The organism is Rhizobium sp. CB2179, assembly GCF_057653455.1.
On sequence record NZ_JBYGKR010000006.1, the window covers coordinates 1 to 26716 of the forward strand.

General features: G+C 57.5%; 26 protein-coding genes and 1 pseudogene. 12 read left to right on the plus strand and 15 right to left on the minus strand.

Annotated features, from left to right (window positions below; translation table 11 throughout):
• The 3 genes from repA (at position 1) to repC (ending at position 3711) form a co-directional block, all read left to right on the plus strand.
• On the plus strand, positions 1-1218 hold the full coding sequence (repA, locus tag AC244Q_RS35515) for a plasmid partitioning protein RepA (protein WP_003555232.1): 1218 nt from the start codon (positions 1-3) through the stop codon (positions 1216-1218).
• Positions 1215-2204 (plus strand): plasmid partitioning protein RepB, encoded by a 990-nt coding sequence (gene repB, locus AC244Q_RS35520; protein WP_003555234.1) that lies wholly within the window; start codon positions 1215-1217, stop codon positions 2202-2204. The genes repA and repB overlap by 4 nt, the downstream gene beginning before the upstream one ends.
• Positions 2205-2403: 199 nt before the next feature.
• The gene (gene repC / locus AC244Q_RS35525; protein WP_128406755.1) at positions 2404-3711 is read left to right on the plus strand and encodes a plasmid replication protein RepC; all 1308 of its coding nucleotides are present in this window, start codon (positions 2404-2406) and stop codon (positions 3709-3711) included.
• 67 nt (positions 3712-3778) lie between these two features.
• Here repC and AC244Q_RS35530 read toward each other — a convergent pair.
• The 7 genes and pseudogenes from AC244Q_RS35530 to AC244Q_RS35560 all read right to left on the minus strand — a co-directional run.
• Positions 3779-4193: pseudogene (locus tag AC244Q_RS35530) on the minus strand (transposase); the annotation flags it as partial.
• Positions 4194-4381: 188 nt separating this feature from the next.
• Entirely contained in the window at positions 4382-4768 is a 387-nt protein-coding gene (locus AC244Q_RS35535; RefSeq protein ID WP_128406754.1) for a type II toxin-antitoxin system VapC family toxin, read from the minus strand.
• Complete coding sequence (locus AC244Q_RS35540; RefSeq protein ID WP_003555240.1) at positions 4765-5013, minus strand: type II toxin-antitoxin system VapB family antitoxin; 249 nt, start codon at positions 5011-5013, stop codon at positions 4765-4767. The genes AC244Q_RS35535 and AC244Q_RS35540 overlap by 4 nt, the downstream gene beginning before the upstream one ends.
• Before the next feature lie 118 nt (positions 5014-5131).
• Positions 5132-6274, minus strand: a complete 1143-nt coding sequence (locus AC244Q_RS35545) for a site-specific integrase (protein ID WP_128406753.1) — start codon at positions 6272-6274, stop codon at positions 5132-5134.
• A complete protein-coding gene (locus AC244Q_RS35550; RefSeq protein ID WP_012760597.1) occupies positions 6271-6600 on the minus strand; it encodes a type II toxin-antitoxin system Phd/YefM family antitoxin in 330 nt (109 codons plus the stop codon). The genes AC244Q_RS35545 and AC244Q_RS35550 overlap by 4 nt, the downstream gene beginning before the upstream one ends.
• Positions 6601-6611: 11 nt before the next feature.
• Positions 6612-6989 carry a type II toxin-antitoxin system VapC family toxin gene (locus tag AC244Q_RS35555; protein ID WP_003555245.1) on the minus strand — a complete coding sequence of 126 codons (378 nt, stop codon included), beginning with the start codon at positions 6987-6989 and terminating at the stop codon, positions 6612-6614.
• A complete protein-coding gene (locus AC244Q_RS35560) occupies positions 6986-7276 on the minus strand; it encodes a type II toxin-antitoxin system Phd/YefM family antitoxin (RefSeq protein WP_003555247.1) in 291 nt (96 codons plus the stop codon). The genes AC244Q_RS35555 and AC244Q_RS35560 overlap by 4 nt, the downstream gene beginning before the upstream one ends.
• A 180-nt stretch (positions 7277-7456) precedes the next feature.
• On the opposite strand from AC244Q_RS35560, the gene AC244Q_RS35565 reads away from it, so the two are divergent.
• Positions 7457-8614 (plus strand): RHE_PE00001 family protein, encoded by a 1158-nt coding sequence (locus AC244Q_RS35565; RefSeq protein WP_128406752.1) that lies wholly within the window; start codon positions 7457-7459, stop codon positions 8612-8614.
• Positions 8615-8644: 30 nt separating this feature from the next.
• Here the strand turns inward: AC244Q_RS35565 and AC244Q_RS35570 are convergent, their stop codons facing one another.
• The 4 genes from AC244Q_RS35570 to AC244Q_RS35585 form a co-directional block, all read right to left on the minus strand.
• Positions 8645-9727, minus strand: a complete 1083-nt coding sequence (locus AC244Q_RS35570) for a S1 family peptidase (RefSeq protein WP_128406751.1) — start codon at positions 9725-9727, stop codon at positions 8645-8647.
• A gap of 251 nt (positions 9728-9978) precedes the next feature.
• On the minus strand, positions 9979-11784 hold the full coding sequence (locus AC244Q_RS35575) for a UvrD-helicase domain-containing protein (RefSeq protein ID WP_487764175.1): 1806 nt from the start codon (positions 11782-11784) through the stop codon (positions 9979-9981).
• Positions 11784-13919, minus strand: a complete 2136-nt coding sequence (locus tag AC244Q_RS35580; protein WP_128406724.1) for an AAA family ATPase — start codon at positions 13917-13919, stop codon at positions 11784-11786. Before AC244Q_RS35580 ends, AC244Q_RS35575 begins: the two co-directional genes overlap by 1 nt.
• 106 nt (positions 13920-14025) lie before the next feature.
• Positions 14026-14811 carry an AbiJ-NTD4 domain-containing protein gene (locus tag AC244Q_RS35585; RefSeq protein ID WP_128406725.1) on the minus strand — a complete coding sequence of 262 codons (786 nt, stop codon included), beginning with the start codon at positions 14809-14811 and terminating at the stop codon, positions 14026-14028.
• Between the two features lie 106 nt (positions 14812-14917).
• On the opposite strand from AC244Q_RS35585, the gene AC244Q_RS35590 reads away from it, so the two are divergent.
• Positions 14918-16336: a DUF6035 family protein gene (locus tag AC244Q_RS35590; RefSeq protein WP_128406726.1), complete on the plus strand. Its 1419-nt coding sequence runs from the start codon at positions 14918-14920 to the stop codon at positions 16334-16336.
• Between the two features lie 21 nt (positions 16337-16357).
• Here the strand turns inward: AC244Q_RS35590 and AC244Q_RS35595 are convergent, their stop codons facing one another.
• Genes AC244Q_RS35595 through AC244Q_RS35605 form a run of 3 tightly spaced genes read right to left on the minus strand, consistent with a single transcriptional unit; the run spans position 16358 to position 18717 of the window.
• Positions 16358-16966 carry a hypothetical protein gene (locus AC244Q_RS35595; protein ID WP_128406727.1) on the minus strand — a complete coding sequence of 203 codons (609 nt, stop codon included), beginning with the start codon at positions 16964-16966 and terminating at the stop codon, positions 16358-16360.
• A gap of 32 nt (positions 16967-16998) precedes the next feature.
• A complete protein-coding gene (locus AC244Q_RS35600; RefSeq protein ID WP_128406728.1) occupies positions 16999-18078 on the minus strand; it encodes a helix-turn-helix domain-containing protein in 1080 nt (359 codons plus the stop codon).
• 6 nt (positions 18079-18084) lie between these two features.
• Complete coding sequence (locus AC244Q_RS35605; protein WP_245460494.1) at positions 18085-18717, minus strand: hypothetical protein; 633 nt, start codon at positions 18715-18717, stop codon at positions 18085-18087.
• Between the two features lie 143 nt (positions 18718-18860).
• Here AC244Q_RS35605 and AC244Q_RS35610 point away from each other — a divergent pair, with 143 nt between their 5' ends.
• The 7 genes from AC244Q_RS35610 (at position 18861) to tnpC (ending at position 25413) form a co-directional block, all read left to right on the plus strand.
• Entirely contained in the window at positions 18861-19679 is an 819-nt protein-coding gene (locus tag AC244Q_RS35610) for a type IV toxin-antitoxin system AbiEi family antitoxin domain-containing protein (protein ID WP_128406729.1), read from the plus strand.
• Positions 19676-20539 carry a nucleotidyl transferase AbiEii/AbiGii toxin family protein gene (locus AC244Q_RS35615; RefSeq protein ID WP_128406730.1) on the plus strand — a complete coding sequence of 288 codons (864 nt, stop codon included), beginning with the start codon at positions 19676-19678 and terminating at the stop codon, positions 20537-20539. Before AC244Q_RS35610 ends, AC244Q_RS35615 begins: the two co-directional genes overlap by 4 nt.
• Positions 20540-20694: 155 nt before the next feature.
• Positions 20695-21057 carry a hypothetical protein gene (locus AC244Q_RS35620; protein ID WP_128406731.1) on the plus strand — a complete coding sequence of 121 codons (363 nt, stop codon included), beginning with the start codon at positions 20695-20697 and terminating at the stop codon, positions 21055-21057.
• Between the two features lie 2 nt (positions 21058-21059).
• Positions 21060-22730, plus strand: coding sequence for a caspase family protein (locus tag AC244Q_RS35625; protein WP_128406732.1), 1671 nt, complete (start codon positions 21060-21062; stop codon positions 22728-22730).
• Between the two features lie 354 nt (positions 22731-23084).
• The gene (gene tnpA / locus AC244Q_RS35630; RefSeq protein ID WP_245460496.1) at positions 23085-23459 is read left to right on the plus strand and encodes an IS66-like element accessory protein TnpA; all 375 of its coding nucleotides are present in this window, start codon (positions 23085-23087) and stop codon (positions 23457-23459) included.
• Positions 23456-23809 (plus strand): IS66 family insertion sequence element accessory protein TnpB, encoded by a 354-nt coding sequence (gene tnpB / locus AC244Q_RS35635; protein WP_003562101.1) that lies wholly within the window; start codon positions 23456-23458, stop codon positions 23807-23809. The genes tnpA and tnpB overlap by 4 nt, the downstream gene beginning before the upstream one ends.
• Positions 23810-23877: 68 nt before the next feature.
• Positions 23878-25413 (plus strand): IS66 family transposase, encoded by a 1536-nt coding sequence (gene tnpC / locus AC244Q_RS35640; RefSeq protein WP_128406733.1) that lies wholly within the window; start codon positions 23878-23880, stop codon positions 25411-25413.
• Here the strand turns inward: tnpC and AC244Q_RS35645 are convergent.
• Positions 25352-26323, minus strand: a complete 972-nt coding sequence (locus tag AC244Q_RS35645) for a recombinase family protein (protein ID WP_003562103.1) — start codon at positions 26321-26323, stop codon at positions 25352-25354. The two genes, tnpC and AC244Q_RS35645, sit on opposite strands and share 62 nt — an antisense overlap.
• Positions 26324-26716 lie beyond the last annotated feature (393 nt).

The following is a 26716-nucleotide window of genomic DNA, read 5'->3' on the forward strand; positions in this document are numbered from 1 at the left end:
ATGCCGACTAAGGCCGCGATTGTTGAGAAAGCCAAGAGAGCGAGTCGAGTCTCGATCGACGAGACGATCGCGCAGGACTCGACGATGCTCAGCAGCCAATTGCAGGTGCTGTTCGAGCGGTTGTTTTCGCCCGACGCCCGCAAATCGCTACGGCGGTTCAGCAGCACCGAGACTGCCAAGCTGCTCGGCGTTACGGACAGCTATGTTCGCCACCTTGCCGCCCAGGTGGAAAGCATCAATCCGGAAAAGACGGCGGCCGGTCGACGGGTCTTCTCGCTTGAGGAAATCCATGCGATGCGCCACCATCTCGGGCGCACCAAACCGTCCTATCTGCCGATGCGCCGGCCGGGTGACCATCTCCAGGTGATCGCCGTCACCAATTTCAAAGGTGGCTCCGGCAAGACGACGACATCCATCCACCTGGCGCAGTTCCTGGCTCTTCGCGGCTACCGCGTGCTCGCCGTCGACCTCGATCCGCAGGCGTCGATGTCGGCGATGCTCGGATATCAACCCGAATTTGACGTCGGCGAAAACGAGACGCTTTATGGTGCCATCAAATATGACGAAACGCGCCGCGACGTAGCCGACATCGTTCGCCAGACCTATTTTCCGGGGCTCGATCTCATTCCCGGCAATCTCGAACTGCACGAGTTCGAACACGATACGCCAAAGGCGCTCGCCGACACCAACCGCGACGACAAGGACATGTTCTTCATGCGGGTCGGCAATGCGCTGCATTCGCTGGAGCAGAGCTACGATGTCGTCATCATCGATTGCCCCCCCACCCTCGGCTTTCTGACGCTCTCTGCTCTTTGTGCCGCTACCTCCGTCCTTATCACCGTCCATCCGCAGATGCTCGACGTTGCGTCGATGAACCAGTTCCTGACGATGACCTCCGACCTTCTGGCCGTGGTCAAGCAGGCAGGCGGCAATCTTGATTACGACTGGATGCGCTATCTGGTCACCCGCTATGAGTCCAATGATGGACCGCAGGCGCAGATCGTTGCCTTCCTGCGCAGCCTGTTTGGCGAGCGTGTGCTGACCTCGATGATGGTCAAGTCGACAGCGGTCTCGGATGCTGGCCTGTCGAAACAGACGATCTACGAGGCCGGACGCGACACGATGCATCGCCAGACCTATGACCGCGGGGTGGAATCCGTCGACAGCGTCAATGCCGAGGTCGAGCAACTCATTCGTAGTGCATGGAGCAGGACATGAGCCCAAAAGGACGCGACATCCTGAAGAGCATGGTCGGCGCTGTCGAACCGACACGGCCGGACGTGCCAAGCGTGCAACAGCCGCATCGGCCTTCGGGAGCGGTCAAGGCGATGAACCTGTCACTTGGACGGCTGGGAGAGGAAGCAGCCGCCGCTAAGGCACTGCGGGAATCGCTGGCTTCCGGCGACAAGGTGCTGGAGATCGATCCGGCTGCGGTCGAAATGTCCTTCATCCGCGACCGCATCCCGGTCGACAAGGATGCCGAGTTCGAGCGATTGAAGCAGTCTATCCAGGAAAGCGGACAGCAGGTTCCGATTCTGGTGCGGCCGGACCCGGCAAGGGCCGGGCACTACCAGGCCGCCTATGGCCACCGGCGCCTGCGGGCGGCAGCAGAGATCGGGGTTCCTGTTAAGGCCGTTGTACGTAAGCTCACCGATGAAGAGCTGATCCTCGCACAGGGTCAGGAGAATGGCCCGCGTGTCGACTTGAGTTTTATAGAGCGGGCACTGTTTGCACGCCGCATGGACGAGCATGGCTTCAGCCGTGACATGATTTCCAAGGCGCTGGCGACAGACAAGCCGGAAACGTCAAGGCTCCTGCAGGTGGCTCAGACGATCGATCCCGAGATCATTCTCGCCATCGGGCCGGCCCCCAAGGTCGGACGCCCGCGCTGGTTGGCGTTTGCCGAGAAATTCAGGGAGACGGGCGGGCAGAAAAAGGCGCAGGCTGCCATCAGAGCTGCTGGTTTCGTGACGTTGGAGACCAACAGCCGCTTCGATGTCATCTGGAAGGCGGTAGAGGAGAAGAGTGCACCTCAGCGGGCCGAGCAGACGCTCCGGACCCAAGGCGGCGCTCCGCTTGCTTTGGTGGCCCGGTCCGGCAAAACCTTTCGCATCACCGTCAAATCGGCGGCGTTTTCGGAATTCCTGGCTCAGCGGTTGGTAGGCCTCGCCGCCGAGTTCGAAGAGGAAAATGAGGGAAAATGAGGCAGTTAGGCCGGTTGTCAGCTGACAATTCGCATAGGAGATAACGCGCAAAAGAAAAAAGCCCCCGAACGTCACCGTCGCGGAAGCTTTCCTCGTAGTCCTGAACACCTCCGAGAATCGCACTTCCGAGAATCGCTGTCAAGAGTTTTTGGCGCCGTTTTGGTGAGCGGATTTCTTTTGCCTCGTTGAGGTGGAAGACATGGAAACCGGAAGTGTAACGACGCCCTTCGGGCGGCGGTCGATGACGCTTGGCATGCTTGCAAGCCAGGTCATGGCTGGGGAGATCAAACCGGATCAGTCTGTCGATAAGTGGAAATTGTTTCGCGCGCTGTGCGAAGCAAAGCCGCTGCTCGGCATTGGCGATCGCGCGCTTGCCGTGCTCAACGCGCTTTTGAGCTTTTATCCGAAGAACGAACTGGCCCAGGGAAACGGTTTGATCGTCTTCCCGTCGAATATCCAGCTTTCGCTCAGAACGCATGGCATGGCCGAACAGACGGTGCGGCGTCATCTCGCCGCGCTCGTCGACGCAGGTCTTCTGCTGCGCAAGGATAGCCCCAACGGCAAGCGTTACGTCCGCAGGGACAGGGCAGGGGAGGTCGACGAGGCGTTCGGCTTCTCGCTGGCGCCGCTCCTTGCCCGTGCCGACGAGATCGAACAGCTCGCGGCCGAGGTTATGGCTGAGCGGCTGCATGTCCAGCGTCTGCGTGAACGCATCACCCTTTGCCGCCGTGACATTGCAAAACTGATCGAAGCGGCCGTTGAAGAAGAGATCCCTGGGGATTGGCAAGGCCTATACCGCGAATTCCGGGACCTGATCGAAGGCCTGCCGCGATCGCCGACGACAGCACAGCTTGAACTGTTGCTGGATGAATTGACGGGCCTGCGGACAAATATCCTTAACCAGCTGGAAATTCAGGTTAAATCAACAAAACAGCGCGGCAATGCCGATTATATCGAGCGTCACATACAGAATTCAAATCCCGAATCTATTTCTGAAGTTGAACCAGGCTTCGAAACGAAGCAGGGCGCGACAGCTGAGCCAGACAACGACCGAGGGACCGTGACGGCCGCGAAGGGAAGGGGTGAGACAGGCCATCCCTTCGCGCAGACGGAGGAAGAGCAAAGTCGACGGCCGGGGGTCCGCAATGATGGTGGCGGACTGAAAGCCTTCCCGCTCGGCCTGGTTCTGCAAGCCTGCCCGGAAATCCTTGCCTATGGGCCAGATGGCTTAATCCGCAACTGGCGCGATCTGATGGCCGCAGCCGTCATCGTTCGATCGATGCTGGGCGTCAGTCCATCGGCCTACGAAGAGGCCGCCAATGTGATGGGTCCGGAAAACGCCGCGACCGTGATGGCATGCATCCTGGAGCGAGGTGGCCACATCTATTCGGCCGGGGGCTATCTGCGTGGCCTGACGCGGCGAAGCGAAAAGGGCGAATTCGCGATCGGCCCAATGCTGATGGCGCTTCTGCGGGCAAATGCGCCGGCCGGGCGGAAAGTTGGATAGGCCTTCGGCTCCGTGCGGGCGGCGCCGATAGATAGCTAAGCTCGGGCAAAACTCTGCAGGCTGCTACGAGATTATCCATCACGACGATGTCGCCGGGTTTGAGCACTGGTACGAGTTGCTGCTCGACATAGGCGCGAAAGCACTCACCCTTGATCGAGTCCATCGAAGACACAGGGTGCGGTGAGCCGATCGCAGCGCAACGCGCCGAGGAAAGTCAGGGTGCGCCAATGTCCGTGCGGGGCGAAGCTGCGCAGGCGTTTGCCCTTCGGCCCCCACCCTCGAAGCGCCGCCATGTTGATCTTGATCCAGGTTTCATCGATAAAGACCAGCCGTCTTGGATCGAGGCCAGACTGCCAGGATCGCCAGCGCTGTCGCCGTTGCGCGACGTCAGCGCGCGCCCGGTCAAGGGCGAACAGTGTTTTTTTGAACCGCAATCCCTCACGCCGCAGGAACTGCCACACCGTATCGTGGGATACCTTCACCCGTGACATCGATCGGGGCAGCGGAAAATCTTCTCGTGCCAAGAAGAGGCCGAAGAGGGTGCCATCCACCAAGCCGGCTGCGCCGGACGCAACAACGGGCGAAAAGCCATCGCGGCAGCGGCAGGGGAGGGGCTCATTCGCAGGCGGTAGGGCCTCAACTCCTGACTGCAGTCTCTCTTCCGCCATGATCACGCCGCCCGGACATCGGTTTGAGCGAAATCGTTGCCCTTGAACAGCAGCGGCTCGCCGGACGCTTTCGCCAGAGCATAGGCAAAGCAGTCGCCAAAGTTGAGACCGGCCTTGTGACGACCTTGTCCGAAATCGAGAAACGCCTGCCTTGCCAATTCGCCATGCTCGAGCGTGACAGGCTCGATGATGATGCCGGCGCGCCGGAAGAAGGCCTCGGCCTGGCGCATGCCGTCGGGGCCGAGCTGACCCTCGACCACCATCGACAACTCGACGTAATTGGCGACGCTGATCCGCGTGAGCTCCGCGTCATGGATGATCTTAACGAAACTCGCCGCCTCGGGCTCACGGTAGAGGATTGCGACCAGGGCCGAGGTATCGATGATCATTTCGGCAGGCCGTTCTCGTCGTAAAGGAACTCGGCATGGTCGACATAGGGGCGTTTGACGTGCGCTGCGGCGCGATCGGCGATCGCCAGGAGCTCCTCGACGCTGGCACGCCCCTTTCGCCGTTCGATCTTCGCGAACCGCTCGCGCAGCGCCTCGGTGACAACGCGGGTCATGCTTTCTCCCGTGGCGTGGGAGATCGCCTGCGCCAAGCGATGGGCTTCCGGATCCTTGATGCTGAGGCTCATTCCGATAATTTCCGTCTAGAAAAATAGCGTTCTTTCTAGATTTCTATGCGCAATCTTCTTCATTTTCAAGCCTGTCGAATAATGTCCGATAAATTACCGGACATTTAGATGGAGCCACCTAGAGCATTCGAGCAGCGCGACCGCTTCGCCGCGTAGCGTTGTTATAGTAGCTGGATGCCTGCTGCACAGAGCGGTGGCGCGATTGCTCCATGGCTTCGGGAAGCGGGATGCCGCGGTTCGCAGCCTCCGTCAGATAGCCCGACCGAAGTCCATGCGCCGAAAACTCCCCAGGCTCCAGCCCAGCCTCTGCCACCCGCCGCTTGACGATATCGTTGACCGCTTTTGGGTCGAGCGCCCGTCGGGATACATTGCCCCAGCGATCGATCGCTCGAAACACGCTGCCGCCGTCGACTTTTGCAGCCGTCAACCAGGCATTCAGCGCGTCCACCGGCCGGCCGGTCAGATAGACGACCTCGTCCTGGCTGGCACCGGAATTCTTGGTGCGGCCAAGATGGATGGTGAGCGAGGGGAGGGGGATGTCGTCCTCACCGGTGACCGGCGCCTCGACCGTCAGTTGCTCCCGGCGCAGACCCGCGACTTCGCTGCGACGACGACCGCCGGAGGCGAAGGCGACCATTAGGATCGCCCGATCGCGAACGTCGCGCAAACTGTCACTCCTGCAGGTCGCGAGCAGCCTGGCCAGCACCTCGCCGGTGACCGCCTTGGCGCTTTTGCGGCGGCGTGGCTGCGGCACGGCGCGCACCGCCAGCCGGATCGCCGACTTCAGGGCAGGGGAGGTGAAGGCGCCGTCGAGGCCGCGCCATTTGGTCAGCGTCGACCAGTTGGCGAGGCGCCGCCGCACCGTGTCGGGTGCGTGTGGCCCCAGAGACCTCAGGAAGCCGCGAAAGCGCAAGACGTCTTCGACATCGGCCGGCATGCCATGCTCGGGGTCGTTTTCGCGCCGTTGCGGATCCCACAGATGGTGGGCGACAAATTTAAGCAGCAGCGCCTCCGCCGCTGGCCAGGGCAGGGCGCTACCCGTCGCCGCAAGCGACCAGGCTTCGAGATAGGCGAGGTCGGAGGTCGGTGCCCGCAGCGTGTTGTCGCCCATACCGGCATTGACGAGATGCCGCAGCGTCTCGACATCCTGGTCGGTCAAGAGCTCGGCGAGCTTGTCACGGCGGTCGATCGGCAGCACGGCTGCGATGGTGTCCAGGGCCTCGGCGCGGCTGGTGACGGATGCAGAATGCGTGACACTCATCGCGGCGCGCCGTCTGCGTCGTAGAAGTCATCGTGCGCGGACGTCAGATCCACGTCTTTCGGCCTGCCTGTCGCAGCAATAGCCCAGACATCATCGAGCGAAGAAGGTCTTCCGGCCTCGGCGATCCTGCTGGCTGAAGCGGCCGCTACCCCGTCGCCAAGGCTCTTCGTGGGCTGGTCAGATCCGAGAACAGGGCTCGAAGAAAACGCGGTGAGCCTTGCAACAGGTCGTCCGTCCCGGCACACATAGACCTCGTCCTGACGGGCCAATTCGATGAGCTCCTCCAAGCGTTCCGCGGCTTCCTGGACATCAGCGAATATCATCATCACCAACCTCCTTACCATACCCGTTCGTGCAGCACCGCATCGAAGGCGGTGTCGAGCGACACGAAGGCACAATGTTCCAACCGCGTCTGGGCGGCGAGAATGCGGTCCCAGGGATCGCGGTGATCCCAGTCGAAGCTTGCCGCCAGTTCGGCGTGCAGGTCGGTGATGGCAAGTGTCTGTAGGCCACTGTCAGCGACGGCAGCGCGCAGTTCCTGCGGCCTAAGATCGAGCTTTTTCAAACGCATCTTGTTGTCGAGCTCGTAGAAGGACACGGCGCTGACGAGGACGCTGTTGGCCTTGTCCTCGATCAGCGACCGGGCCATCCCGGACAGCCGCTCGCTACCGATTGTCCACCAGTAGACAGCGTGGCTGTCGAGCAGAATCTTCATGGCTGGGGCTCGCGCTCGGATGGACCACCCTGCCAGACGCCGACATCATCGTTCCAATCGCCGGCGTCGATTGCCACTTGTTCGGCATCGACCTCGTCGAACAGGTCGTCGGGCAGGCCGCGCTGGCGCAGCAAGCCGAAGGGGCGCTTGCCGCCATCGGCTGGGCCGATGCGGGCATAGATCTCACTGCCCCGCATGATAATGATTTCTTCGCCCTGGTTGGCGCGCTCGAGCACCTCGGCGAAATTTTTCCGCGCTTCGCTGATCTTGTAGCTGGTCTGGGACATCGTGCGCTCCGATTTTGCCTCTCAAGCTGCACGATAGCACCGTAAACCCGTGCGTACAATCCATCTGTACGTGTCACTTCCGATAAGAGCTACTTATCGATGGTTACGACCTCAACCCACGGAACCATGCAGTGACGGACACAAACTATCCACTGGTGTCGGTTTAGTAAATCATTTACCATGATTTCAATGTCTTACGATCTGCAGAAATTGCCCATCTCAAGCCTGTTGCGACCGATTTCCGACGCGGGTTCTGCGCTGACCCGTCTCGACGAGCGCATCGGCCGTTCGCCGGTGGGCGAGGGCTGGATCGAGCGGACGCATTTTGCCGACGCCTGCGCATCGCTGTGGATCGACGGCGAACTCGTCCACTTGGAAGACCTTGTCCTGCACGACGCCACGAAGGATATTCGCACGCCAACCCACGAGTTGACCATCGCCCGCGACGTTTTGAAAACCCGCCGGCGCATCGCCGCGCAGACACCCGGCTGGGCACTGTCGCCGGACGGGCTTCGCAGCTTGCGAGGCCAAGCAGCTTCGGAGGCGTTGAATGGCGCCGCTGCGAGCAGTGACGATGAGCCGGCCGACGACGGTGCGATCGGAGGAGGGCACGGGGAGAACGGCGATGTTGATGAAAGTGTCAGCCTGCCTGGCGTCGACTATGCCGCCATTGATGCGTTGCTCGCCCGCTCCAACGCTGCGATCGAGCAAGCAAAGACCCTTGGCTCCGCCAAAAGCGCGCGGGCCAGGGAAAAAGATCCGCTGGTCTATGATCTCGACTGGGATGAGGACGCACGGCTGGAAGAATGGCGTGCGGTGGTGCGGCAAGCTGAAAACCTGCCGCCGGTGCTGCAGGCTCTCGTCGCCCTCGATGCCTGGAACGCATTGTCCGTTCTGCAACACGCACCCTGGCTCGGCCGGCTGTTGTCTTCCTCGATCCTGCGCCAGGCCGGGCTGACAACAGCCGCGCATCTCACCGCCATCAATCTTGGCCTGAAAACCATCCCCGTCGACCGCCGCCGCCATCGCAATCGCGAAACCCGGCTGCTCGCCGTCACCCACGGCCTGATCGCTGCCGCCGAGATCGGCCTCAAGGAGCACGACCGCCTGCTACTTGCAAAAACCATGATGGAGCGAAAGCTGGTCGGGCGGCGCACCTCCTCAAAACTGCCGCAGCTGATCGAACTGGTGATTTCCCGGCCGCTGGTGTCGGCCGGGATGATCGCGAAGGAGCTCGAGGTCACGCCGCGGGCGGCGCTGCGGATCGTCGAGGAGTTGGGTTTGCGGGAGATGACGGGCAGGGGGAGGTTTCGGGCGTGGGGGTCATCTAACCCGTAGCCACCGCCGCTATCCGGTTGTCATTCTCGTTCAGCCGTAGACAGTGAAGGTATCGGTTCCTAGGCGCTGACCGACGCGTTTTGCAGAATAGCCCGCGCCTAGCCGTTGTGCCAAGGTTTCGGCCTCGGTCTCCGTTGATGGGAACCCTTCGATTGCCCAAGGATCGATGCGAGTTGCACCCCATCCATTCCGGGAATAAGCGTCGCCGGCGTCGAGACTTGAGGGCCACATTGATGGAGCAACAGCGCCAGCCAACCAGGTTGCCCATGCGACTCCGAGTTCTTCGCCATCTGCAGGTGCGATGCTCCTGCTCACCAAGCCGATCACCTCTCCAGCCGCATTGATCACCGGGCCACCGGACATACCGGAAGGCCAATTTGCTTCAACCTCAAAAGCCGGCGTCGGTGAGGCGCGATCGCGGCCCGAAGGGTGTAACTTCGAAACTCGACCATAGGCGGCAAACATCCCTTCGGTAATCGCGACCGGAAGCTCAGCGAGGGGGCCGTGAGCCAGCTCGATCTCTGGAAAACCCACCGCGACCACCAATTCACCAACCCTCGGGCTTGTTGGCCGAGAGCGTAGGGGAAGATTTCGTATCATTTCAGCAGGTGGCTGCGCCGGAGATCCGATAAACGCGACGTCATAAGGTCGCCGCTCCTTTTTTCCTGTGAAGTCCATAGGGTTTTCGACTTGAACCGCCGGCGTGAAATAGTTGCTCATCGCGATGATCGCCTCCGAAGGCACGCCCACCTCGCCGAAAACTAGTCCAATGCCTAGGAGCGCGAGAACATGGTTGTCGGGAGTTACATCGTACTGTCCATCCGAAGCAGACGACTGGCGCACGAAGTCGATGACGTGATCCGCTGTGAGGAACCGCCCCCATGGATCAAGCGCAAAGCCGGTCCCCATTCCGGACAAGATGCCCGCCCGGTCAGCATGAAACAGCGGTAGGATTGCCTTACGCAAACCGAATGGATCCTGAACTCTGAAGAGGGATGCCCGTTCAAATTCAACCGGGGAAAGTTGATGCAGCTTCCGAGATTGGTTTCGGTCTTCGCAGGTGCTTACGACAATCGGGAAATGCGGATGTTCTTCTAACTTTGTAGTAGGCATATACTTCACTGATCGTCTCGCTTTTTGACGGTTTAGCTATCGAACGATTCTTTGGATAGGTTTGAGGGATTGCTACTGTTAACCGAATAGCACAATCGCGCCTTAGATCCGTCCATGCAGTTGCGATAGTTCAGCGTCGCCCGACGCTAATATTGCGACTTGAAACTCTGCGCCCATGCCGAGTTGAGAATTACGACCTCTCTCGACGTCGTTCATGCTGAGCTCTACCTCCCCTGCACTCGATCGCGTAGCTATTCCACGTGTTCGAGGGCATCGTAGCCGAAAGCCTGATTGGCGAGAATTTCGGTCGCCTCATATGGCTCTCCTATGCCGTTGACGCGACCTGCCTCTGCTATCAAATGCAGGTTCTTACGCGGGCGGGACGCTATGACGTAGAGGAGCTTACTAGCGCTCTCCATCGCGTTGGGATCCGCAAAATGCGGAACCATTCCCTCCAGCAACGCAAATGCGATCACAGTGTCGAATTCCGCGCCTTTGACTCCATGTATGGTAGAAATTGTTATCCCGGAGCGGGTCGCAAACACGCGCCTGAACATCGCGATGTTGGAGACCGCTTGCACACCGGCGTTTTCAAGACGTTCGATTTGCACCCTGGAGCGCTCAAAAAACGCTGTATGATGTTCGGCGAGCGCCGGCAAGAGCGCGATCTCTATCCCCAGTATCAATAGCAATTCGGCAAAAAATAGCTCCAAGTATTCGAGCCCGTCTTCGACATCGATCTCGATCTGATTGCAGTGCCGGAGGAGATCCCGCCGCGAGATCTTCGAGATATCGACTCCCACAGATCGAAAGTGGTCGAGCACTTCGCCAGCCCAGCGCATGCGGCGCACAAACAGTTGAGGGTCGGGTCGTGTCAAGGCAAGCCGAGAAACCTTAAACCAGATATTGTCTTGGTCTCGGGCGAATGGCGCCATACCCGGTCCGTCAAAACTATACTCGGGAAGTGCGGCGACGAGCCGTCTGGTGATCGCGGCGAGTTGCACCCACTGCGGCCCGACCACACAAACTTCGTGAGCCGGAATGCCGAGCGTTTCGATGTTGTAGCGGATAAGCCGAACGATCTCATCGTGGAGTTCCTGCTGATTGATCTCCTGATTGAATGAGATCAAGCTCTGGTATTCCCGCTCGGGGCCGACGGCTTCCATAGCTGCGGGGACGACGCAGTAGTTAGAAAAATACCCGACAATCCGGTCAGAAGATCGATAGTTGCTCACAAGGTTTTTATCGGCAAGTTCTATCCCTGCCCGTGCGGCAAATTCCGCTCGGCTCATCGCGTAGCCGCCCAAGGATCCGTAGATTGCCTGGTTGGGATCGCCGACGATGAAGGTATTCGCATTCCCGGCAGACGCGTTCAGGATCGCAGCAACGATTGCGTACTGGATCTCCTTAGTATCCTGGTACTCGTCGATCAAGACGTATCGGAACAACGAACCGAGCAGGACGGAAATCGAGGGTCGGCTGGCTATAAGCTCATGAGCACAGCCCAGGATCATCTCAAAGTCGATCGCGCGGTTTTCGTCGAGGTGTTGCCAGTATCTCTCCAGGACCACGAGGGCGGCCGCCCGTCGATTTGGGTTCGCACCTTCCAGTTCACAGCCATTGGTCGTGAGAAAGTATCTACAATCGAGCGGCCGAACATAAGACGGCGACTGGTGGCAAAGGTCTGTGAGGATGGTCTCGGTTTCATGCTGGTCAATCACGCGAAACCCGTTTCCGAGCTTTTCGTGATAGATGGCATAAGGGCGAAGGATCCAATCAAGGCAAAAAGAGTGTATCGTGCCAATCCAGAGCCTGTCCGTAGAGACGCCCAGCCTCTCGATCCGTTCTGCAATCTCCTCAGCGGCGCGATGAGTATACGTGATAGCGACTACCCAATGTCGTTCGCTTTCGAGCTTCGAAAGCTCGAGGGCAATCTTGTAGGTCAAAGCCCTTGTTTTACCACTCCCTGGGCATGCGGCGAGAAAGACGTTGCCCTCATGCTCAATGGCGTCGGTCTGCTCATCGTTGAGGTCGCCGCTCTGCCAGACGAAGACCATCAGGCATGTCCTATGACGTCGATAATCACATCGCCGGCCACAACGCCGATTATCGCTTCGCGAAGCGGATCGATCTCTAACTCTCCCGTGCGAAAGGCCTTCACTTGCCCACGCAGCTCGGCAAGCTGAGCGTCCGCAATAACAGCCGGATCCTGATGAAACTTCAGCCGATGCTCTATCATGTTGGCGAGAACAGCGCGGCTGATAGGACGATGCGCTGAAAAGATGGCCTCGACGATATAGTCCGGGATACGGGTGGCGCCAGTCACTCGCTTTGCGAGTTGAATCGCAAGCCAGCCTTTGCCCGCGCTCTCGGCCATGGTGAGGATTCGTTTACCGTAGACTGCGGGGTCGTTAGACCGCAGTTCTTCCGTGGCTGCCAATATCGTGGCCGCTTGGCTGTACACCGAATTGACTGCCGAAACCGCCAATTCGGCGTTACCCGCGGCGACAAATTCAACCTCGAATGTCCGTGGAGCATAGTGTACGGAAATCCAATCATTCCCGTCTTTGAATGCCGTCAGGCGCGCACGACGAACGATACCCGCCGCCTGGGATCCGAGAGCCTTTTCTTTGGCTTTTCTCAAGGAATCCGAGTCTGCTGGGTTAGGATCAGTATTAAAGAAGGCGGCGTCTAAATCCGTCACTATCGCGCAGCGTCGACGGATGCGTCGGTCATGGAAGAGGATCGCGACGTTTTCAAAACCGGTGCTGCGGATATTGATAAGGCTGATCCCCAACTCGTCGAGGCTTACTCCGAGTACCTCTTTTACCAGGGTTGGAAGGAGTATTTCCTCCGCATCACCCTCCACGAGGATCACACTCTTTGCGAACAGGAGGTTGCTGCGGACCGCGTCGAGGTATCGTTGAATGCTTCTGATCTCTGGTTCATCCAAGCCAGCGCTCGGCCGAAAAGCTTCACATCGAGAGCCGCTTCGGCCCAGGATGTTCACATTTTCCACGTTGCTGACTTCAGAAATCTGCGTGGAGTGTGTAGAGTAAATGACTTGGGTGTCCGGATAGCTCAGCCGGTCGAAAAGTGTTTTTTGGATGTGCGTATGAATATGAGCTTCTGGCTCCTCGATGACGAGGAAGTTCGCGCAGGCCTGTTTAGCCTTCTGGTACTTGAACTCGAGGAGCTTGAGTGTGAGATAGATCAAGTTCGCGCCGCCGAGGCTCAACTCATTGATGGTGCCCTCGTAGTCGTCGTCGGTTTCGCCGACGAAAAGCTTGAGGGACTGAAAAAGGCGGTCGGCTTCGGCTGGAACCGCCGAGCGGACCGCGAGGCTTGCCGGAGAATACGTCTCTCCCGCAGCATCGCGGATTGTCTGCCTTATATCGGCTCTGATCTCCCCAACGTCAGGAATGGCTTCAATCGCAGTGTTGAGCTCCTTGACCCGCTCCGAGATCGGCGCGAGCACAGCTGGATCGAGGTCGCCGCTTTTACTGCGCAAGAGCGTCAGCAACGGATTGGTGCGCTGACCCTGGAATTCACTGACGACGTCGCGAAGTGCCTGGACAAAGGTGAAGCAGACCTCCTTGCTCACCGACATTATGCCAGGGATCTTCCCGCCCAAGCTTGCCGGGTGTAACTCTTCCGGAAACTGCACGGACTCAAAATCACCAACAAGCTCGTCGTAAACAGCGGGATCGGAGAAGTCGGCCGTGCTCTTTCCGGTAAAGACAGTTTCATATTCGTCGAGGGTGATCGCGCTCAGGATCGTCGCAAGACCGGCGTGATCGCCTTCGGCGAGCTGGCCCAAGCGGGTGCGCAGTGAGGCATTGGGCCGAAAAATCAGGTTGTAGGTGGCTCGGGCAACAGCCTCGTTCTCGATGACGCCTGTGCCATGCAGGAAGAGCGCCTGAACGGCTTCATCTTGCGACACTTCAGCAAACTCGACGCTTATGATGATCCAATGACCTCGCCAGTTGCCGAGTCCGCGGTGAAAATCTGCCTCCTCCAGGCGATACGCCCATCGAAGGAAATCATCATCCAACATGAGACGGATCGCACGGAACAGGTTCGTTTTTCCGGAACCGTTCTCACCGATGACGGTATTGATACCCTTGTGGAAATGAAAACTCGCCCGCTCGAAGTTGCGATAATTTACCAGTTGAACGCGGGAGATATGCATCGGGCATCCTTCATGAATCACGATCCGGCCAACATACTCGCAACACGAGAATAAGACACCGCTCAGAGCATTTCTTCGCGCGAATTCACTAGCCTAAATCATCAATTCAGTCACGCCGCAGGAGAAAGACGGCAAGGCTGCAGGCGACGCTGACGACGAGTTCGGCTTCTGCCGCGCTAGCATCGTGGCCCTCTTGCACGTGCCGACCCTTTTGCGAAGCATAACCCCATAGCTTGTGCACAGCGTCGCCCATGGGCGGCGTTAGGGAGAGGCCGTTGATGATTTGGCCCAGGTTCAGGTTCGGAGAGTTGGTCAGGTCTCGAGCGACACATTCGAGCGCCGCCATCGAATGTTGAATTGCACCTGTACGATCCGGCTCCGGTCGCCGCGAAATATCCTTAAGAGCCTCCCGAATCTCGCCGGCCGCGGTGTACCTGCCAGTCTTTACAAACGCGTCAACAGCTTGCTCTGTCGCAACTGCGAATGTCTGGTCGCCACGGAACACGATGCCATCTGGATTTTTCAGCTCCCATCCGATGCCCTTCTCACGGAAGACCCGATTGAGGTCGTTCTCAAAACGCTCCTGCTGGTCGGGCCGGTACTCAAATGAGCGCCAAAGTGCTTCCGCAATATCGTAGACCTTGTACCATTCACAGGTGGTTAGTAGGCTAAGGACTTCCTCCCAGATATTTGGATATTCGCTCCAGTTGTTGGGGTCAGGTACCTCTAACAGGATGTCGCAAACGATTGCCCGGATGGCCGTTGGGCTCAGCTCGCAGTTTCGCGCGATGCTCGCGGCCTGAAAGCGCAGGAAGTCAGGCGCATCTTCCCGAATGGAAATCTCCGGTTCAGGCCCTCTGTATCCATGTCTATCGGAAAAGAATCGGTTCATTTGGCCTCCCTCACAGGATCTCCCGTAAAAAGGATCTGCTCATTTTGCGTTCAGGAAAGCAACCGAATCTGCATATCTTGAAACAAAGCTTCGACGAGGTCCACCAATGCAGGGAAATGTCACCTTCGATCCGCTTGCATTCGCAGAGCCGGTGCTGAATCCTGAAATCGCCGAGATTCTCGATCTGGAAAGCGGGGAATTCTCGGACGTCGCCACGTTCATTTCACGAAGGCGCTATGATCGACTGGTCGCAGAACGCGTTTCGATACGCGAGAATTTGGCGAACAAGCCACGATTCGGCTGTGCACTCTGCGCGACGCCGGTTTATCTGGTCGCCTCGCGCGAGAAGCGCTTCTTCTTCAGGCATTGCCGCGAGGACGGGTCTTGCCCCTCAATCACTCGATCGGCATTGGGGCGGGACGAAATTCGGGCATTGAAGTACGATGGGCAGCGCGAGAGTCTTGCCCATCGAACAATCAAAGAGCGTGTTATCCGAAGCCTCGCATCCGATCCCTCGAACAGCGAGATTCTTTCGGAAAAGCAGTGGCGCTCGACCCGAGATCCTGGCAGCCGCCGGCAACCTGATGTTCAGGCATTGACTGTCTTTGGGCGGGTGGCCTTCGAGGCGCAACTTTCAACGACCTTTCTCGACGTGGTGGTGGGGCGCCGATCCTTCTATCGTAACGAGGGCGCGTTGCTTGTGTGGGTGATGGCCGGCTTTGATCCTGACTATCGCCGCATGACAACCGACGACCTCCTATTCTCAAACAACTCCAACATCCTCGTTGTCGATGAGGAAACGACGGCACTCTCCGAAGACAGCAGGACATTTTACCTACGCTCTCACTATCGCGTGCCTCAAATTGTTTCTGGAGCTATCAGGGATCGGTGGGAGTCGAAAATCATCGCCTTCCGCGACCTCACCACAAGTCTCGAGTCGCAAACGGCCTGGGCCTTTGACTATGCCGGCCAATCGGAAATGCTCTTTGAGAAGGAAAAAGAGGAGGTCCAAAGAAGAGACAACGATTTGCGGGAGCGGATCTGTGCCTTCTGGATGTTGCGGAGCCAACATACGCCTGATCCGCTCTCGCACGAGGAGACCTGGCGGAGTCTGATTAGAGAGCTTTCTGCTTGCGGTGTCACACCTCCAACCAATGACCGATATGACAGGGCAGTCACCGGGCTCATGAACGGTATGCTGAGTGCCCGTGAGAAGCGCCCGATTGGGTGGGACTTCAAGCATCTCATTGAGGTGGCGCACCGCATTTGCGATGGGTATCCCGAGCATGCCCTGGCGATGGGATTTGCCCTTCGCGATTACGGATGTGATGAGTTGATCGCGGCGCAAGACAAGAGCGGGAAGTGGGCGAAGCGGGCTCGCTCGATTCGGGATGGAATCCGTGAAGGTGATCAGCGTTACCTACCGGACGGAGATACACTATCGTTTTTGAAGTTCGTTTTTCCAGAAGTCGGTGCCAATGTCGAAAGGTTTCTGTCCTCCAGGCTTGCGCGGTCGAATCTCTAGTCATTCCGGCCCATCTCAGCCCTAGTATTTCTCGTGGTGGATCGCAGCCCTGAGGTTGTCGAGTTCAGCGCCGATAGACCAGGCACGGCGCAGCGCGCTCATCGGCTCCTTTATGTCGCCCAGGGGCGCCGTTGTCTGAGCGGCTAGCCATATGAGATGGATTCCGCCGAGCAGATTTTCGAAAGCTTCTACGAGAAGGGTGAGGGTGTTCTGAGACGCGTAAAAATCAGAGGGATTTCTCTTTCTGCGCACGCCGTCGGTTGGAAGGTTGCGGGCGAATACGGTGAAGTCTTCATCCGCATAGGCTGTCGTGCCGTGCATGATGCTGTTCCTGCATGAAAAGCACAGAGTCGCCGATCGACACCATTGTTCAACCAGTGGCGCAATCCCAGGCTTTTGTGCGGTCGGGCCGATTTCGTCGAGGATCTCAATCAGCTGAGAGATCGGCCTGGCATCAGTGCGCGGTCTTACGCCCGTGACCGGCTGTCCTTCAATTCTCCAGATCGCGCGCTCGGCGTAGTGCTCAGTATGGGACGCAAGAACAGCGATTGCGCCAATTGATGCGAGCTTGTCGTTCGACAGCCCAGCCTTGACCAATAATCGGTGCTTCTTTCGTGGGTCAACTTCCATGTATCCTCACTTAACGGCGCTTCGCATAAGTCTCAGCTTGATCGAGGCACGAGGCGTAGCCCTGAGGACTTTTCTCTTTCGCCGGTGACTGAAACATTCCCCGCCAACCCGAAGAGCAAGTTCTCTACCTCGGCCGTTGGGACTGATAGCCGCTCAGCAATCTCCTTCTTTGTGACCCGCTCATTCCACAGGGCAGTCAGCACCTTTTGCCAAACGACTGATTGCTCCCGTTGCACTCCGAACGGTTCGGAAGTTCGGTACCCGTGATCTGATGCTTGGATACAGAACATGCGGTATTGCCAGTCAGATATGATCTCCAACGTGTGAAGACGGTAGATCATCGCCATTACCGACACCGCCCATCGCTTCTTTGCTTCAACGATCTGATTCAGTGTGTGAATGCGTGGCAGCCGGGCAATGACGTCTGCGGCGGGCATCAAGAAGGAGGAAGCGAAGCGATTTGCCTCATCTTCGGCTCGTCTCCCGCTTGGACCTCCATGCCGGTGCAGAACCAGATGGCCAAGTTCATGCGCGGCATCAAAACGTCCATGCTCAGCAGTTTTTATCGTGTTTAAAAAAGCGAACGGTCGGGGGCCTCTCCATACAGAAAATGCGTCGACTGTTCGTGTGTCCTCGACGAGCGAAAAGACCCTCACGCCTTTCGCCTCAAGCAAATGCACCATGTTTTTGATGGGTTGCTCTCCAAGCCCCCACTCTTGTCGGAGCGAGCGTGCGGCAACTTCTGGGGTTTCGCCCTTTAAGTCGATCAGAGCTGCCTCTGGCAGGCTAAAGTTCTCGTCCACCCAGTCGGAGAAGAGATACGCCAGCGTGCCAGCAGCTAGCGCCGCATCACGATCCTTGGCAGTCATCGATGTGAGGCTGCGGAAGCTCGCGGCATCGCTAACGATTTCATCGACGTCCGGAGCACAGAGGAAGGCAGGGGGAAAGTCTAGAATTTGCGCAATTCGCTCTAGAGTCTCGGGAGACGGCGATATGTCCCCGCTCTCGTAGCGCAACACCGTGTGTGGAGTTACGCCCAAGACCTCTGCGAATCCTTTCTTCGTCAGCCCCCTTCGCTTTCGAGCGAGGCTGAGACGACCAGGTGTGAGCATGACTGCTTATTTCCTGCGCACGGTGATATCGAAATCCTGTCCGCCGTCGTCGGCGGGCTTCTCGACCGCAATCCGTTCCCACTCGCCGGGGCGAATGATCCATATGCGCTCGCTGTAGCCGACATAGAAGCCACCGCGAAATTCGATCGGGCGTGATAGCTCTGCCCGTACGTCTTTCCCGTCGTCGAACACACACAACTGCCAGAGGTCGTAAATGTCGCGCCTGATCTCCCTAGGATGGTCTTGACGGAATAGATCAAGTTGATTGTTCAGATCCGTGATTTTCTCCGCCATCGGACCCTTTTCGGTGCGATTGCGGGGAGAGCGCAAGGGATCGCACACGCCCTTGTCGGCGTTCATCACCGTTACCTTGCGACGGAAGTCGTGGTTGGCGATAAGCTCGACGCCGCTTTCATCCAAGGCATTCCAGCCTTCGCGACAGAACATCTGGCGCATACGAGTGATTCCCGCATCCCAGGCGAAATACCCTGCGGAGGCCTTGGGGTTATGGGCAGTGCAAGAGCCGCGCGCGGCAACCATTGCCTTGACGATATCGATCCACTGCGACGGATTCGAGTTGAAATACTGCGAGAGTCGGCGATCGCATTCGCGAGCTTCCCGATAAATCACCGCAGCCATACCGAATCTCCACGTAACTTTTTCGTCCCTCATTTGTGGAGGAAAAAAGTTACGTGGTCAAGCTCCAACCTCGTGGCGACCGTCTGTCGCCAATCATATGCAAAACCCCTATATTTCTGTTTGTTTTTGCGTATGATTGACAGATGTCTTCACTGGATGATTACATCGAAAACAAACTGATGAGCGGGTACTCGACGTTTACCCGCGAAGGTGCATTGGCGGAGCTCTCACTGAAGCCTGAAGCCTTTACCGCAGCTTTGACGCGGCAAATCTCCAGGAAAAGATTGGCCAATCCGAGGCACGGATTCTATATCATCCTGCGGCCTGAAGATAGAACTGCCGGCGCTCCAGATCCTGCGCGCTGGATCGATCCCCTGATGAAATATCTCGGCACTGACTACCGCATATCCCTTCTGCGCGCGGCGGCCATGCATGGTTCTTCGCACCAGGCAGCAATGGTATTTCAAGTTGTCGTGCCGCAGCAGTTCCGATCGATTATCATTGGGCGTCACCGGATCCAGTTCATCTATTTGGCGCCGAGCATCTTCAGCGCTACCAACCAAAAAGATTGGCTGACGCCCCTAAAGACGGACACTGGATACGCTCAAGTTGCCGGTGTGGAGTTAACGCTCCTGGACTGTATCCGTTACTTTAAGCGGGCTACGGGCATCAATGGTGTGGCTCAGATCGCGAAGGATATTGGCGACCGCGCGAATCCTAGGAAACTGGCATCAGCCGCACAGCATTTCGAAAACACTTCGGTCCGACGACTCGGCTACCTGCTCGATTTGTCAAACCACAAAAAACAGGCCGACGCGTTGCAGTCATTTGCCCAGCAAAGCGATAAATATACGCCGCTCGACCCATCGGTAAGGCCGCTAATCGAGGGCCTTTCATTCTCCGAAGCAAGAGATGATCGGTGGCGTCTCAACATCAATGAAAACGTGGAAATCGACTTTTGATCCCAAATGCTCACCTCACAGCTTGGGCTACCCAGGCACCATGGCCGGATTCTCGACAGATTGAGCAGGACCTTATTATCTCCCGCGCTCTCTGCGACCTTTTTTCGGCGCCAAAGCTTGAGGGCAAAATCGCATTTCGAGGTGGTACTGCCATCAACAAGTTGCTTTTCAAACGACCTATGCGCTATTCCGAGGATATCGACCTCGTTCAGATCACGGCCGAACCCATCGGACCAACGATTGACGCGATCCGCGATGCTCTTTCCTGGCTCGGGAAGTGCAAAAGGGAGCAAGCGGGTCATTCGACGCACCTGGTTTTCCGCTTCGCGCCAGAGGCCGAGCCTGGAGCGTCGCTTAAGCTTAAGGTGGAGATCAACACTCGCGAACACACGTCTTTGTATGGCACGCAAGCTTATCCGTTCAAGGTGGAGAATGGGTGGTTCAACGGCGACGCGGACATCATATCCTATGACAAGGAGGAACTGTTCGGCACAAAGCTCCGGGCGCTTTTGCAGCGGAGAAAGAACCGCGACTTATTCGACCTTCATGAGGGTTTTCGAGAACTTTCTCTCGATCCGGAGCGGCTTGTCGCAGCATTCGAGCACTACCTTTCGCTTGAAGAGAATGTGATAACCAGAGCCAATGCCGAGCAGCGCATGATCGAAAAACTAACAAAAAGCCTGACGGAAGACATCGCGCCGTTGCTTTCGCCGGGGGTGGAATTCAGCGAGGACGACGCTATCAATACTTTCGGTCTCATTTGGAAGGACGTCCTTACTAGGCTCAAGGGAGAACCTTGGAAATCGTCGGAAAAGGCAATAGAGCAGTTGCGTGAGAGGTTTCCCCACCTTCTCCGATAGCGATCGAAAGCGCACTTGATTGCGAGGATTTCAAATGGGCCGGTCCGGACTCCCAATTACCGGCCGCCGGTTCGATTCCGTTCAAGGCGGCCAAAGGCATTCCCGCAAAGTGTAATATGTGCGATGCTGCGTTATGGTTGCAGCAGGAGGGGGAAATGGAACAACAGGTTATAGCAATATCGCTTTCGTCCGAGGTCGTGCAGCTCCTGGCGGAAAACGAGCTTGATCTCTTTCGTGAAATTAGGAAGCGCGTTCACGACGTTTCCATGCCCGATCGAGATCTGCAGCTGCCTCCAAGTGACGTTGGATTGAAGTCGATCGAACTTCTTATCCTCGCATCGGCAGCCGCGGCCCCATTAGTTGCGTCAGCTGTAGCTCAAATAATCGACGCCATTTCCCGGAACCGAAGGACAACCATTTCAAAGTCTGAGGGCAAATCAGAAGAGGAAATGAGTCGTGCATTGAAAATTTCGTTTCTCGGCCTGAAAGTCGAGCTTACAGAAAAACACAAGGGTTGAGCATGGTCCGAAAGGCGATCGTCCTCGGTTCAAATGGTCCGTCGTGGCAGGAACTTCAGTTCGCTGAGACCGATGCTGATCGCATGGAGGTGGCGCTCAGTACGCGATGCGACTTTGAAGTGGAGCGCCTCCCTTCTGATCTGGATTACCACGAGATCCAAAAACGCGTCGCAGACGCGGCAGCCGCGTGTACCTCTGCCGATACCTTGATGGTGTATTTCTCGGGACATGGAGAGCTCCTGAGAGGCAGACTGTACCTGCTTTTGTCCGGCACGAAACCGAGCATCTTCGACAGCGCGATCAACGCCCACTACCTTTTGGATTCTCTACAGTTTAGCGAAGCCAGCAACAAGCTGCTCATCTTGGATTGCTGTCATGCAGGACGCGCTGCAGGCTTCAAAGGCAGCGAGCAGTTTCCAGAAGAACTGAAAGCCGGCAGCGAACTGATTCTGTGCGCAAGCGATCATTTGGAGAGAACCCGCGAATTGGATGAAATCGGTGCGGGTTTTATGACACATCACATGTGCTCCATATTGGAGGCGCCTCGCCCGGCATCGATGACATTGATTGATCTGGCTGTCGAATTGAAAAGGCGTGCGGCTATCCACAACGCCAGGGAGCCGAAGGCCAGGGTTCCCTTGCCCTATCTATTCGGAAGCGATCGTTCGACCTTCGTAATCAAGAAGCCGAAGGGACCGGCTCCGGTATTCATTCACTTTGATGGTGTTGATAATTTTAACGCCACCGCTTTGTTTGAGACCATCCGCCCTTACCTGAAATGGAACACGACCGAACGCGTCCCGTTCGAGATCAGGTTCCCACAGGAGTTTTCCGAACGCATCCAGACCATGTCGTCCTACCTGGAAACTGATCAGTGGCCCTGCAAGGTTGATGATCGCACCAAAGACCAGGTTCGGACTTTACGGGACCAAGTTTTTTCTGGGGTTGAGCAGGATCTGATCAGGGTGGTGCGCTTGATCATGACGATGGGAGCACTTGATGACAAGTCGGACCTCAGCGATCGGGCGAAAATGGTTTTGGATACCTATATCCGGGCAAAGATGACCTCGCTTAAGCGAGTCTTGTCTTCGTACTGGTTGATAAACGAGCCCGATGCGCCATGGCGAATCGACGTCCGCGAGCTCGACAGTGTCTGGAGCACCAGCCTTATTTACGGGCTCACACTCACGATCGCAACGAACCGAACATGGGCTTTCTGGAGCGACGCCGACTGCCACATTGATGATCGAAGGGTACGTATCTTCGTGCCGCAGTTTCTAGGCACGGGAGATTCTGAAGTCATGGCCTATGACGAAGAGACCTTTTACCGAGCAGTCGTACCCCAAGTCCTTGAGTCGCGAGACCTTCAGGATTCTTCCAATACCTACATATCGCTTGTACGCCCTTACTCATCATTCCTGAGGGAAATCCGCGTGAGAGGTGAGTCAATCATCGAGACGGAATCCCACAATTTTCCCGACGGCAACCAGCCGACGAGAGCACGGGCAACAAGAGTCACCGCAGAAATCCTCGCCGATCATTTTTACAAGCTGCCGGAAGAGAAGCGACGCGACTTCGCCTTTGAGACGCTCGCAAGTTCGAGGATCTTGAAGGAGTTGCGAAAAAAGCTTTTGGAACTTGCTCCGGAAATAGAGGATTATCTGCATTCGTGATCTGCGGTTAACGAGTCCGTGGTCAGTTCCCCGATAACGACACCCTTCGGCCAAGAGCTTTCCCAGAGCTTTGCTCGCGTCGGCAATCGCCTTGTCACGGCCCCTCTGGCCAACGATAATTTCTCATGGCGGCGCAAGGGTACCGTCAGGATCGACACCCGCCCTTTGCGAACACGGTCGGGCACAGCCCGGTTGAGGTCGAGAGACCCTTTGGTAAGTGTGACGATCTGCGACAGTGTTGAGGCAACTGAAGTGCTCAGTAACCGCTGCTCCACTCCCACGTTGTCCTCGCCGCTCTGATCTGTGATCGGCTATCCATGGACGAGCAACGGGAGTTTCTCCATGGAGAGTACATTGGAGGTTCTCACGACCAGGAATCCTGGACGTGGGGTTCATCGGCACTGGCCTGACGAGTTGAAGGCGCGGATCGTTTCGGAAAGCCTCCGGCCCGGCGCGATGGTCAATGAAGTCGCTGAGCGACATGGGCTGAAGCCGAACCACCTGTCGACTTGGAGAACGATGGCCCGGCAGGGCAAGTTGGTTCTGCCTGCACCCAAGGATGCGGTTGAGTTCGCATCGGTGATCGTTGATCCACCCGCTTCGGAGCTGCCAATCAAAAAAGTCAGCCGTCCCGAGATCATCGTCGGCGCTGTCACGATACGCCTGGAGGAAGGCGCGTCTGCCGCCCGGATCGCCGCTGTCGCGCGTGCTTGCGCGGTTCCGGCATGATCTTTCCATCAAACCGGGTTCGGATCATGGTGGCGACCAAGCCCGTCGACTTCCGCAAAGGCCATGATGGATTGGCGGCGCTGGTGAAGAACGAGCTGCACAAGGACCCGTTCACAGGGACGGTCTTCGTATTCCGGTCACGTAAGGCAGACCGGTTGAAGCTGATCTACTGGGATGGCAGCGGGTTGGTGATGGCCTACAAGCGGCTGGAGGAGCACACGTTCACTTGGCCGGGCATCAAGGATGGCCTGATGACACTGGGCCATGCACAATTCGAAGCGCTGTTTGCAGGCCTCGACTGGCGTCGGGTTCGTGCCGTTGAGGCAAGAGTGCCGACCGCAATCGAATAGGTGCGACACGATGACTCGTCCGACAAATCCGGGCAGCGAGACGAGGCAGAGTTTGATAAAATTCTTGCATGTTGGACGCTGCCGATTTGCCGGATGATATTGCTGCCTTGAAGGCAATGCTGCTCGCGGCGCAGGCGCGTGAAGTCCGCAAGGATGATCGGATCGAACGGTTGGAGAAGCTGGTCGCCGCTTTCAAGCAGGCTGCCTTCGGCCGCAAGTCCGAGAAGGCCGATCCCGAGCAATTCGATCTCGCATTGGAGGACCTGGAAACGGCCATAGCGGTTATCCATGCCGAAGATGAAGCCGATAGCCCGTCGGGTAAGCTGCGCCCCAAATCTCGTGCCGCCAATCGTGGCTCTCTTCCCGCCCACCTTCCTCGTGTCGAAGAGGTCATCGAGCCAGAGAGCTTGATCTGCACCTGTGGCGGCGGCCTGCATTGCATCGGGGAGGACGTGTCCGAACGGCTGGATGTCATTCCTGCGCGGTTCCGTGTCATTGTTACTCGTCGCCCAAAATACGCCTGCCGTTCTTGCACCGATGGCATATCTCAGGCTGCAGCACCTGCACGACTGATCCAGGCCGGATTACCCACTGAGGCAACCATCGCGCATGTGTTGGTCTCCAAATATGCCGATCATTTACCTCTCTACCGCCAGGCGCAGATCATGAGCCGCCAGGGCGTTGATCTCGACCGCTCAACACTCGCCGACTGGGTCGGTCGGGCTGCTTTCGAACTGCGCCCGGTCTTCGACGCCTTGCTTGCCGACCTGAAGCGGTCGACGAAGCTGTTCATGGATGAGACCCGTGCGCCGGTACTTGATCCCGGTTCCCGTAAAACCAAGACCGGATACTTCTGGGCGCTGGCCCGTGATAACCGACCGTGGGACGGAGGTTCGTCGCCGGGGGTAGCCTTCACCTATGCACCCGGTCGCGGCGGGCGACATGCCGAGCGGATATTGCAAGGATTTACGGGCATCCTTCAGGTGGATGGTTACGCCGGATATAATAGGCTGATCGCGCCAGATCGTGTTGGGCCGAGCATCCAACTTGCCTATTGTTGGGCGCATGCTCGTCGCAAGCTGGTCGAGATCACCCGGAACGGATCAGCGCCGATTGCAGAGGAAGGCGTGCAGCGGATCGGCGAACTTTATCGGATCGAGACAGAGCTGCGCGGCCTTCCCGCAGACGCTCGTCTAGCTGGGAGGCAGGCACGGTCAGCTCCGTTGATCGAAGACATGCGAATCTGGCTCGGCCATCATCGCACCCGCGTTGTTGGCAAGTCGCCTCTCGGCGAAGCGCTTACCTACATCGCCAAATACTGGGCTGGTCTTTGCGTCTTCCTGGCCGACGGCCGCGTCGAGATCGACAACAATACCGTTGAACGGACCATCAGGCCGATAGCGCTAAACCGAAAGAACGCTCTGTTCGCCGGTCATGACTCTGGAGCGGAGAATTGGGCGACCATCGCATCGCTCGTCGAGACCTGTAAGCTCAACGCCGTCGATCCATTTGGCTATCTCACCAGCACGCTAACGGCTCTCGTTAATGGCCATAAGCAGAGCCAAATTGCGCATCTCCTGCCTTGGAATTACCGGGTGGGCTAGACGGTCGGCGCGAAGTTGTTGTCCGGTGGCGAGGTAAAGCCTGCCTCCGTTTTACTTTTTTCCAGAGTGAGTCCGAGACAATGCGAAGCGTAGGAACCTCTTGAATGATATGTTGCTCTGGCGAGTTGAGCCGAGACACCCGGCGTTCGCTTACTGGGTTCTTTCGGTATACGAGCCTGTTGAACACCAGGCGACCGATGTACATCTGATTATTCAGAATTCCGCTACCTCTTCGCCGGTGTCCCCGGATCGCCGTTCCTCTCCAAGCCTGCCCGCGAGGGCCTGGTATACCCTGCCCATTGAGGATTTCTGCGATGGCGTCAGGATTTAGGCCTTTCACGTATTGCTCAAATATCCACACGATCACAGCCGCCTCGGCGGCAATGATATCCCTCAGGCCACGGATCGGTTCGCCGTCCGCTCCAATCATCTTTTTGATCGAGTAACCGTAACAAATGCCGCCGGGAACTCGGCCCGTCTTCGCTACGGTTTTCATGCCTTCCCTGGTTCGATATCGAACCTGCTCCAGCATCTCGCTATTCAGGACCGCCCTCAGGCCAAGCTCCATGGCTGACACTTGAGAACCGCCGTGTACGGTCCAAAGTTCAATGTCGTGGAACTGGAGCAGCTTCAACACTTTAGCGCTGTGTTCTAGGTCTCGCGAGAGCCGGTCAAGCGTAAGGCAAAGTAGGACATCGTAGGCTCCCTCTCGCGCCCCTGTCAGCGCAGCCTGAAGGCCTGGCCGTGTTTCGAAACTCGCGCCGCTAATGCCAGCATCAACATATGTCCCGCTCAGCTTCCAACCGCGCTCAGCAACAAATGAAGCCCCCAGGTCAAGCTGGGTTTCGATAGAAGCTGGGTTCTGTTGATCTGTTGAATACCGCGCGTAAATGACCACTCTCTTGCACATATTGGCCTCCCGATAACAATGGCAGGCCAAGGTATCACGACGCAGATGTACTCAAGTGCTTGTCGACCTCTGGAGTCTTCAAAAGTTGGTCAAGGTGTGAACGGGGCTGCGCTTACAGTGCTCAGCTGATCGGAGCAAGATATCCGTAACCGGTGTCCCGCTCCCACATTGTCCCGGCCGTCATAATCTGTGATCGGATTCCGTGGATGAGCAACGGGAGTTTCTCCATGGAGACTACATTGGAGGTTCTCACGACCAGGAAGTTTGGACGTGAGGTTCACCGGCAGTGGCCGGACGAGGTCAAGGCTCAGATCGTTTGGAGAGCCTTCGGCCCGGCGCGATGGTGAATGAGGTCGCAGAGTGTGTTTCGGCGTGCAAATTTTGGACGCCGAT

Excerpts from the sequence above, each read along its gene's own strand:
- repA (WP_003555232.1), top strand. The coding sequence starts at position 1 with ATGCCGACTAAGGCCGCGATTGTTGAGAAAGCCAAGAGAGCGAGTCGA.
- repB (WP_003555234.1), top strand. The coding sequence starts at position 1,215 with ATGAGCCCAAAAGGACGCGACATCCTGAAGAGCATGGTCGGCGCTGTC.
- repC (WP_128406755.1), top strand. The coding sequence starts at position 2,404 with ATGGAAACCGGAAGTGTAACGACGCCCTTCGGGCGGCGGTCGATGACG.
- AC244Q_RS35535 (WP_128406754.1), bottom strand. The coding sequence starts at position 4,768 with ATGATCATCGATACCTCGGCCCTGGTCGCAATCCTCTACCGTGAGCCC.
- AC244Q_RS35540 (WP_003555240.1), bottom strand. The coding sequence starts at position 5,013 with ATGAGCCTCAGCATCAAGGATCCGGAAGCCCATCGCTTGGCGCAGGCG.
- AC244Q_RS35545 (WP_128406753.1), bottom strand. The coding sequence starts at position 6,274 with ATGAGTGTCACGCATTCTGCATCCGTCACCAGCCGCGCCGAGGCCCTG.
- AC244Q_RS35550 (WP_012760597.1), bottom strand. The coding sequence starts at position 6,600 with ATGATGATATTCGCTGATGTCCAGGAAGCCGCGGAACGCTTGGAGGAG.
- AC244Q_RS35555 (WP_003555245.1), bottom strand. The coding sequence starts at position 6,989 with ATGAAGATTCTGCTCGACAGCCACGCTGTCTACTGGTGGACAATCGGT.
- AC244Q_RS35560 (WP_003555247.1), bottom strand. The coding sequence starts at position 7,276 with ATGTCCCAGACCAGCTACAAGATCAGCGAAGCGCGGAAAAATTTCGCC.
- AC244Q_RS35565 (WP_128406752.1), top strand. The coding sequence starts at position 7,457 with ATGATTTCAATGTCTTACGATCTGCAGAAATTGCCCATCTCAAGCCTG.
- AC244Q_RS35570 (WP_128406751.1), bottom strand. The coding sequence starts at position 9,727 with ATGCCTACTACAAAGTTAGAAGAACATCCGCATTTCCCGATTGTCGTA.
- AC244Q_RS35575 (WP_487764175.1), bottom strand. The coding sequence starts at position 11,784 with ATGGTCTTCGTCTGGCAGAGCGGCGACCTCAACGATGAGCAGACCGAC.
- AC244Q_RS35580 (WP_128406724.1), bottom strand. The coding sequence starts at position 13,919 with ATGCATATCTCCCGCGTTCAACTGGTAAATTATCGCAACTTCGAGCGG.
- AC244Q_RS35585 (WP_128406725.1), bottom strand. The coding sequence starts at position 14,811 with ATGAACCGATTCTTTTCCGATAGACATGGATACAGAGGGCCTGAACCG.
- AC244Q_RS35590 (WP_128406726.1), top strand. The coding sequence starts at position 14,918 with ATGCAGGGAAATGTCACCTTCGATCCGCTTGCATTCGCAGAGCCGGTG.
- AC244Q_RS35595 (WP_128406727.1), bottom strand. The coding sequence starts at position 16,966 with ATGGAAGTTGACCCACGAAAGAAGCACCGATTATTGGTCAAGGCTGGG.
- AC244Q_RS35600 (WP_128406728.1), bottom strand. The coding sequence starts at position 18,078 with ATGCTCACACCTGGTCGTCTCAGCCTCGCTCGAAAGCGAAGGGGGCTG.
- AC244Q_RS35605 (WP_245460494.1), bottom strand. The coding sequence starts at position 18,717 with ATGGCTGCGGTGATTTATCGGGAAGCTCGCGAATGCGATCGCCGACTC.
- AC244Q_RS35610 (WP_128406729.1), top strand. The coding sequence starts at position 18,861 with ATGTCTTCACTGGATGATTACATCGAAAACAAACTGATGAGCGGGTAC.
- AC244Q_RS35620 (WP_128406731.1), top strand. The coding sequence starts at position 20,695 with ATGGAACAACAGGTTATAGCAATATCGCTTTCGTCCGAGGTCGTGCAG.
- AC244Q_RS35625 (WP_128406732.1), top strand. The coding sequence starts at position 21,060 with ATGGTCCGAAAGGCGATCGTCCTCGGTTCAAATGGTCCGTCGTGGCAG.
- tnpB (WP_003562101.1), top strand. The coding sequence starts at position 23,456 with ATGATCTTTCCATCAAACCGGGTTCGGATCATGGTGGCGACCAAGCCC.
- tnpC (WP_128406733.1), top strand. The coding sequence starts at position 23,878 with ATGTTGGACGCTGCCGATTTGCCGGATGATATTGCTGCCTTGAAGGCA.
- AC244Q_RS35645 (WP_003562103.1), bottom strand. The coding sequence starts at position 26,323 with ATGTGCAAGAGAGTGGTCATTTACGCGCGGTATTCAACAGATCAACAG.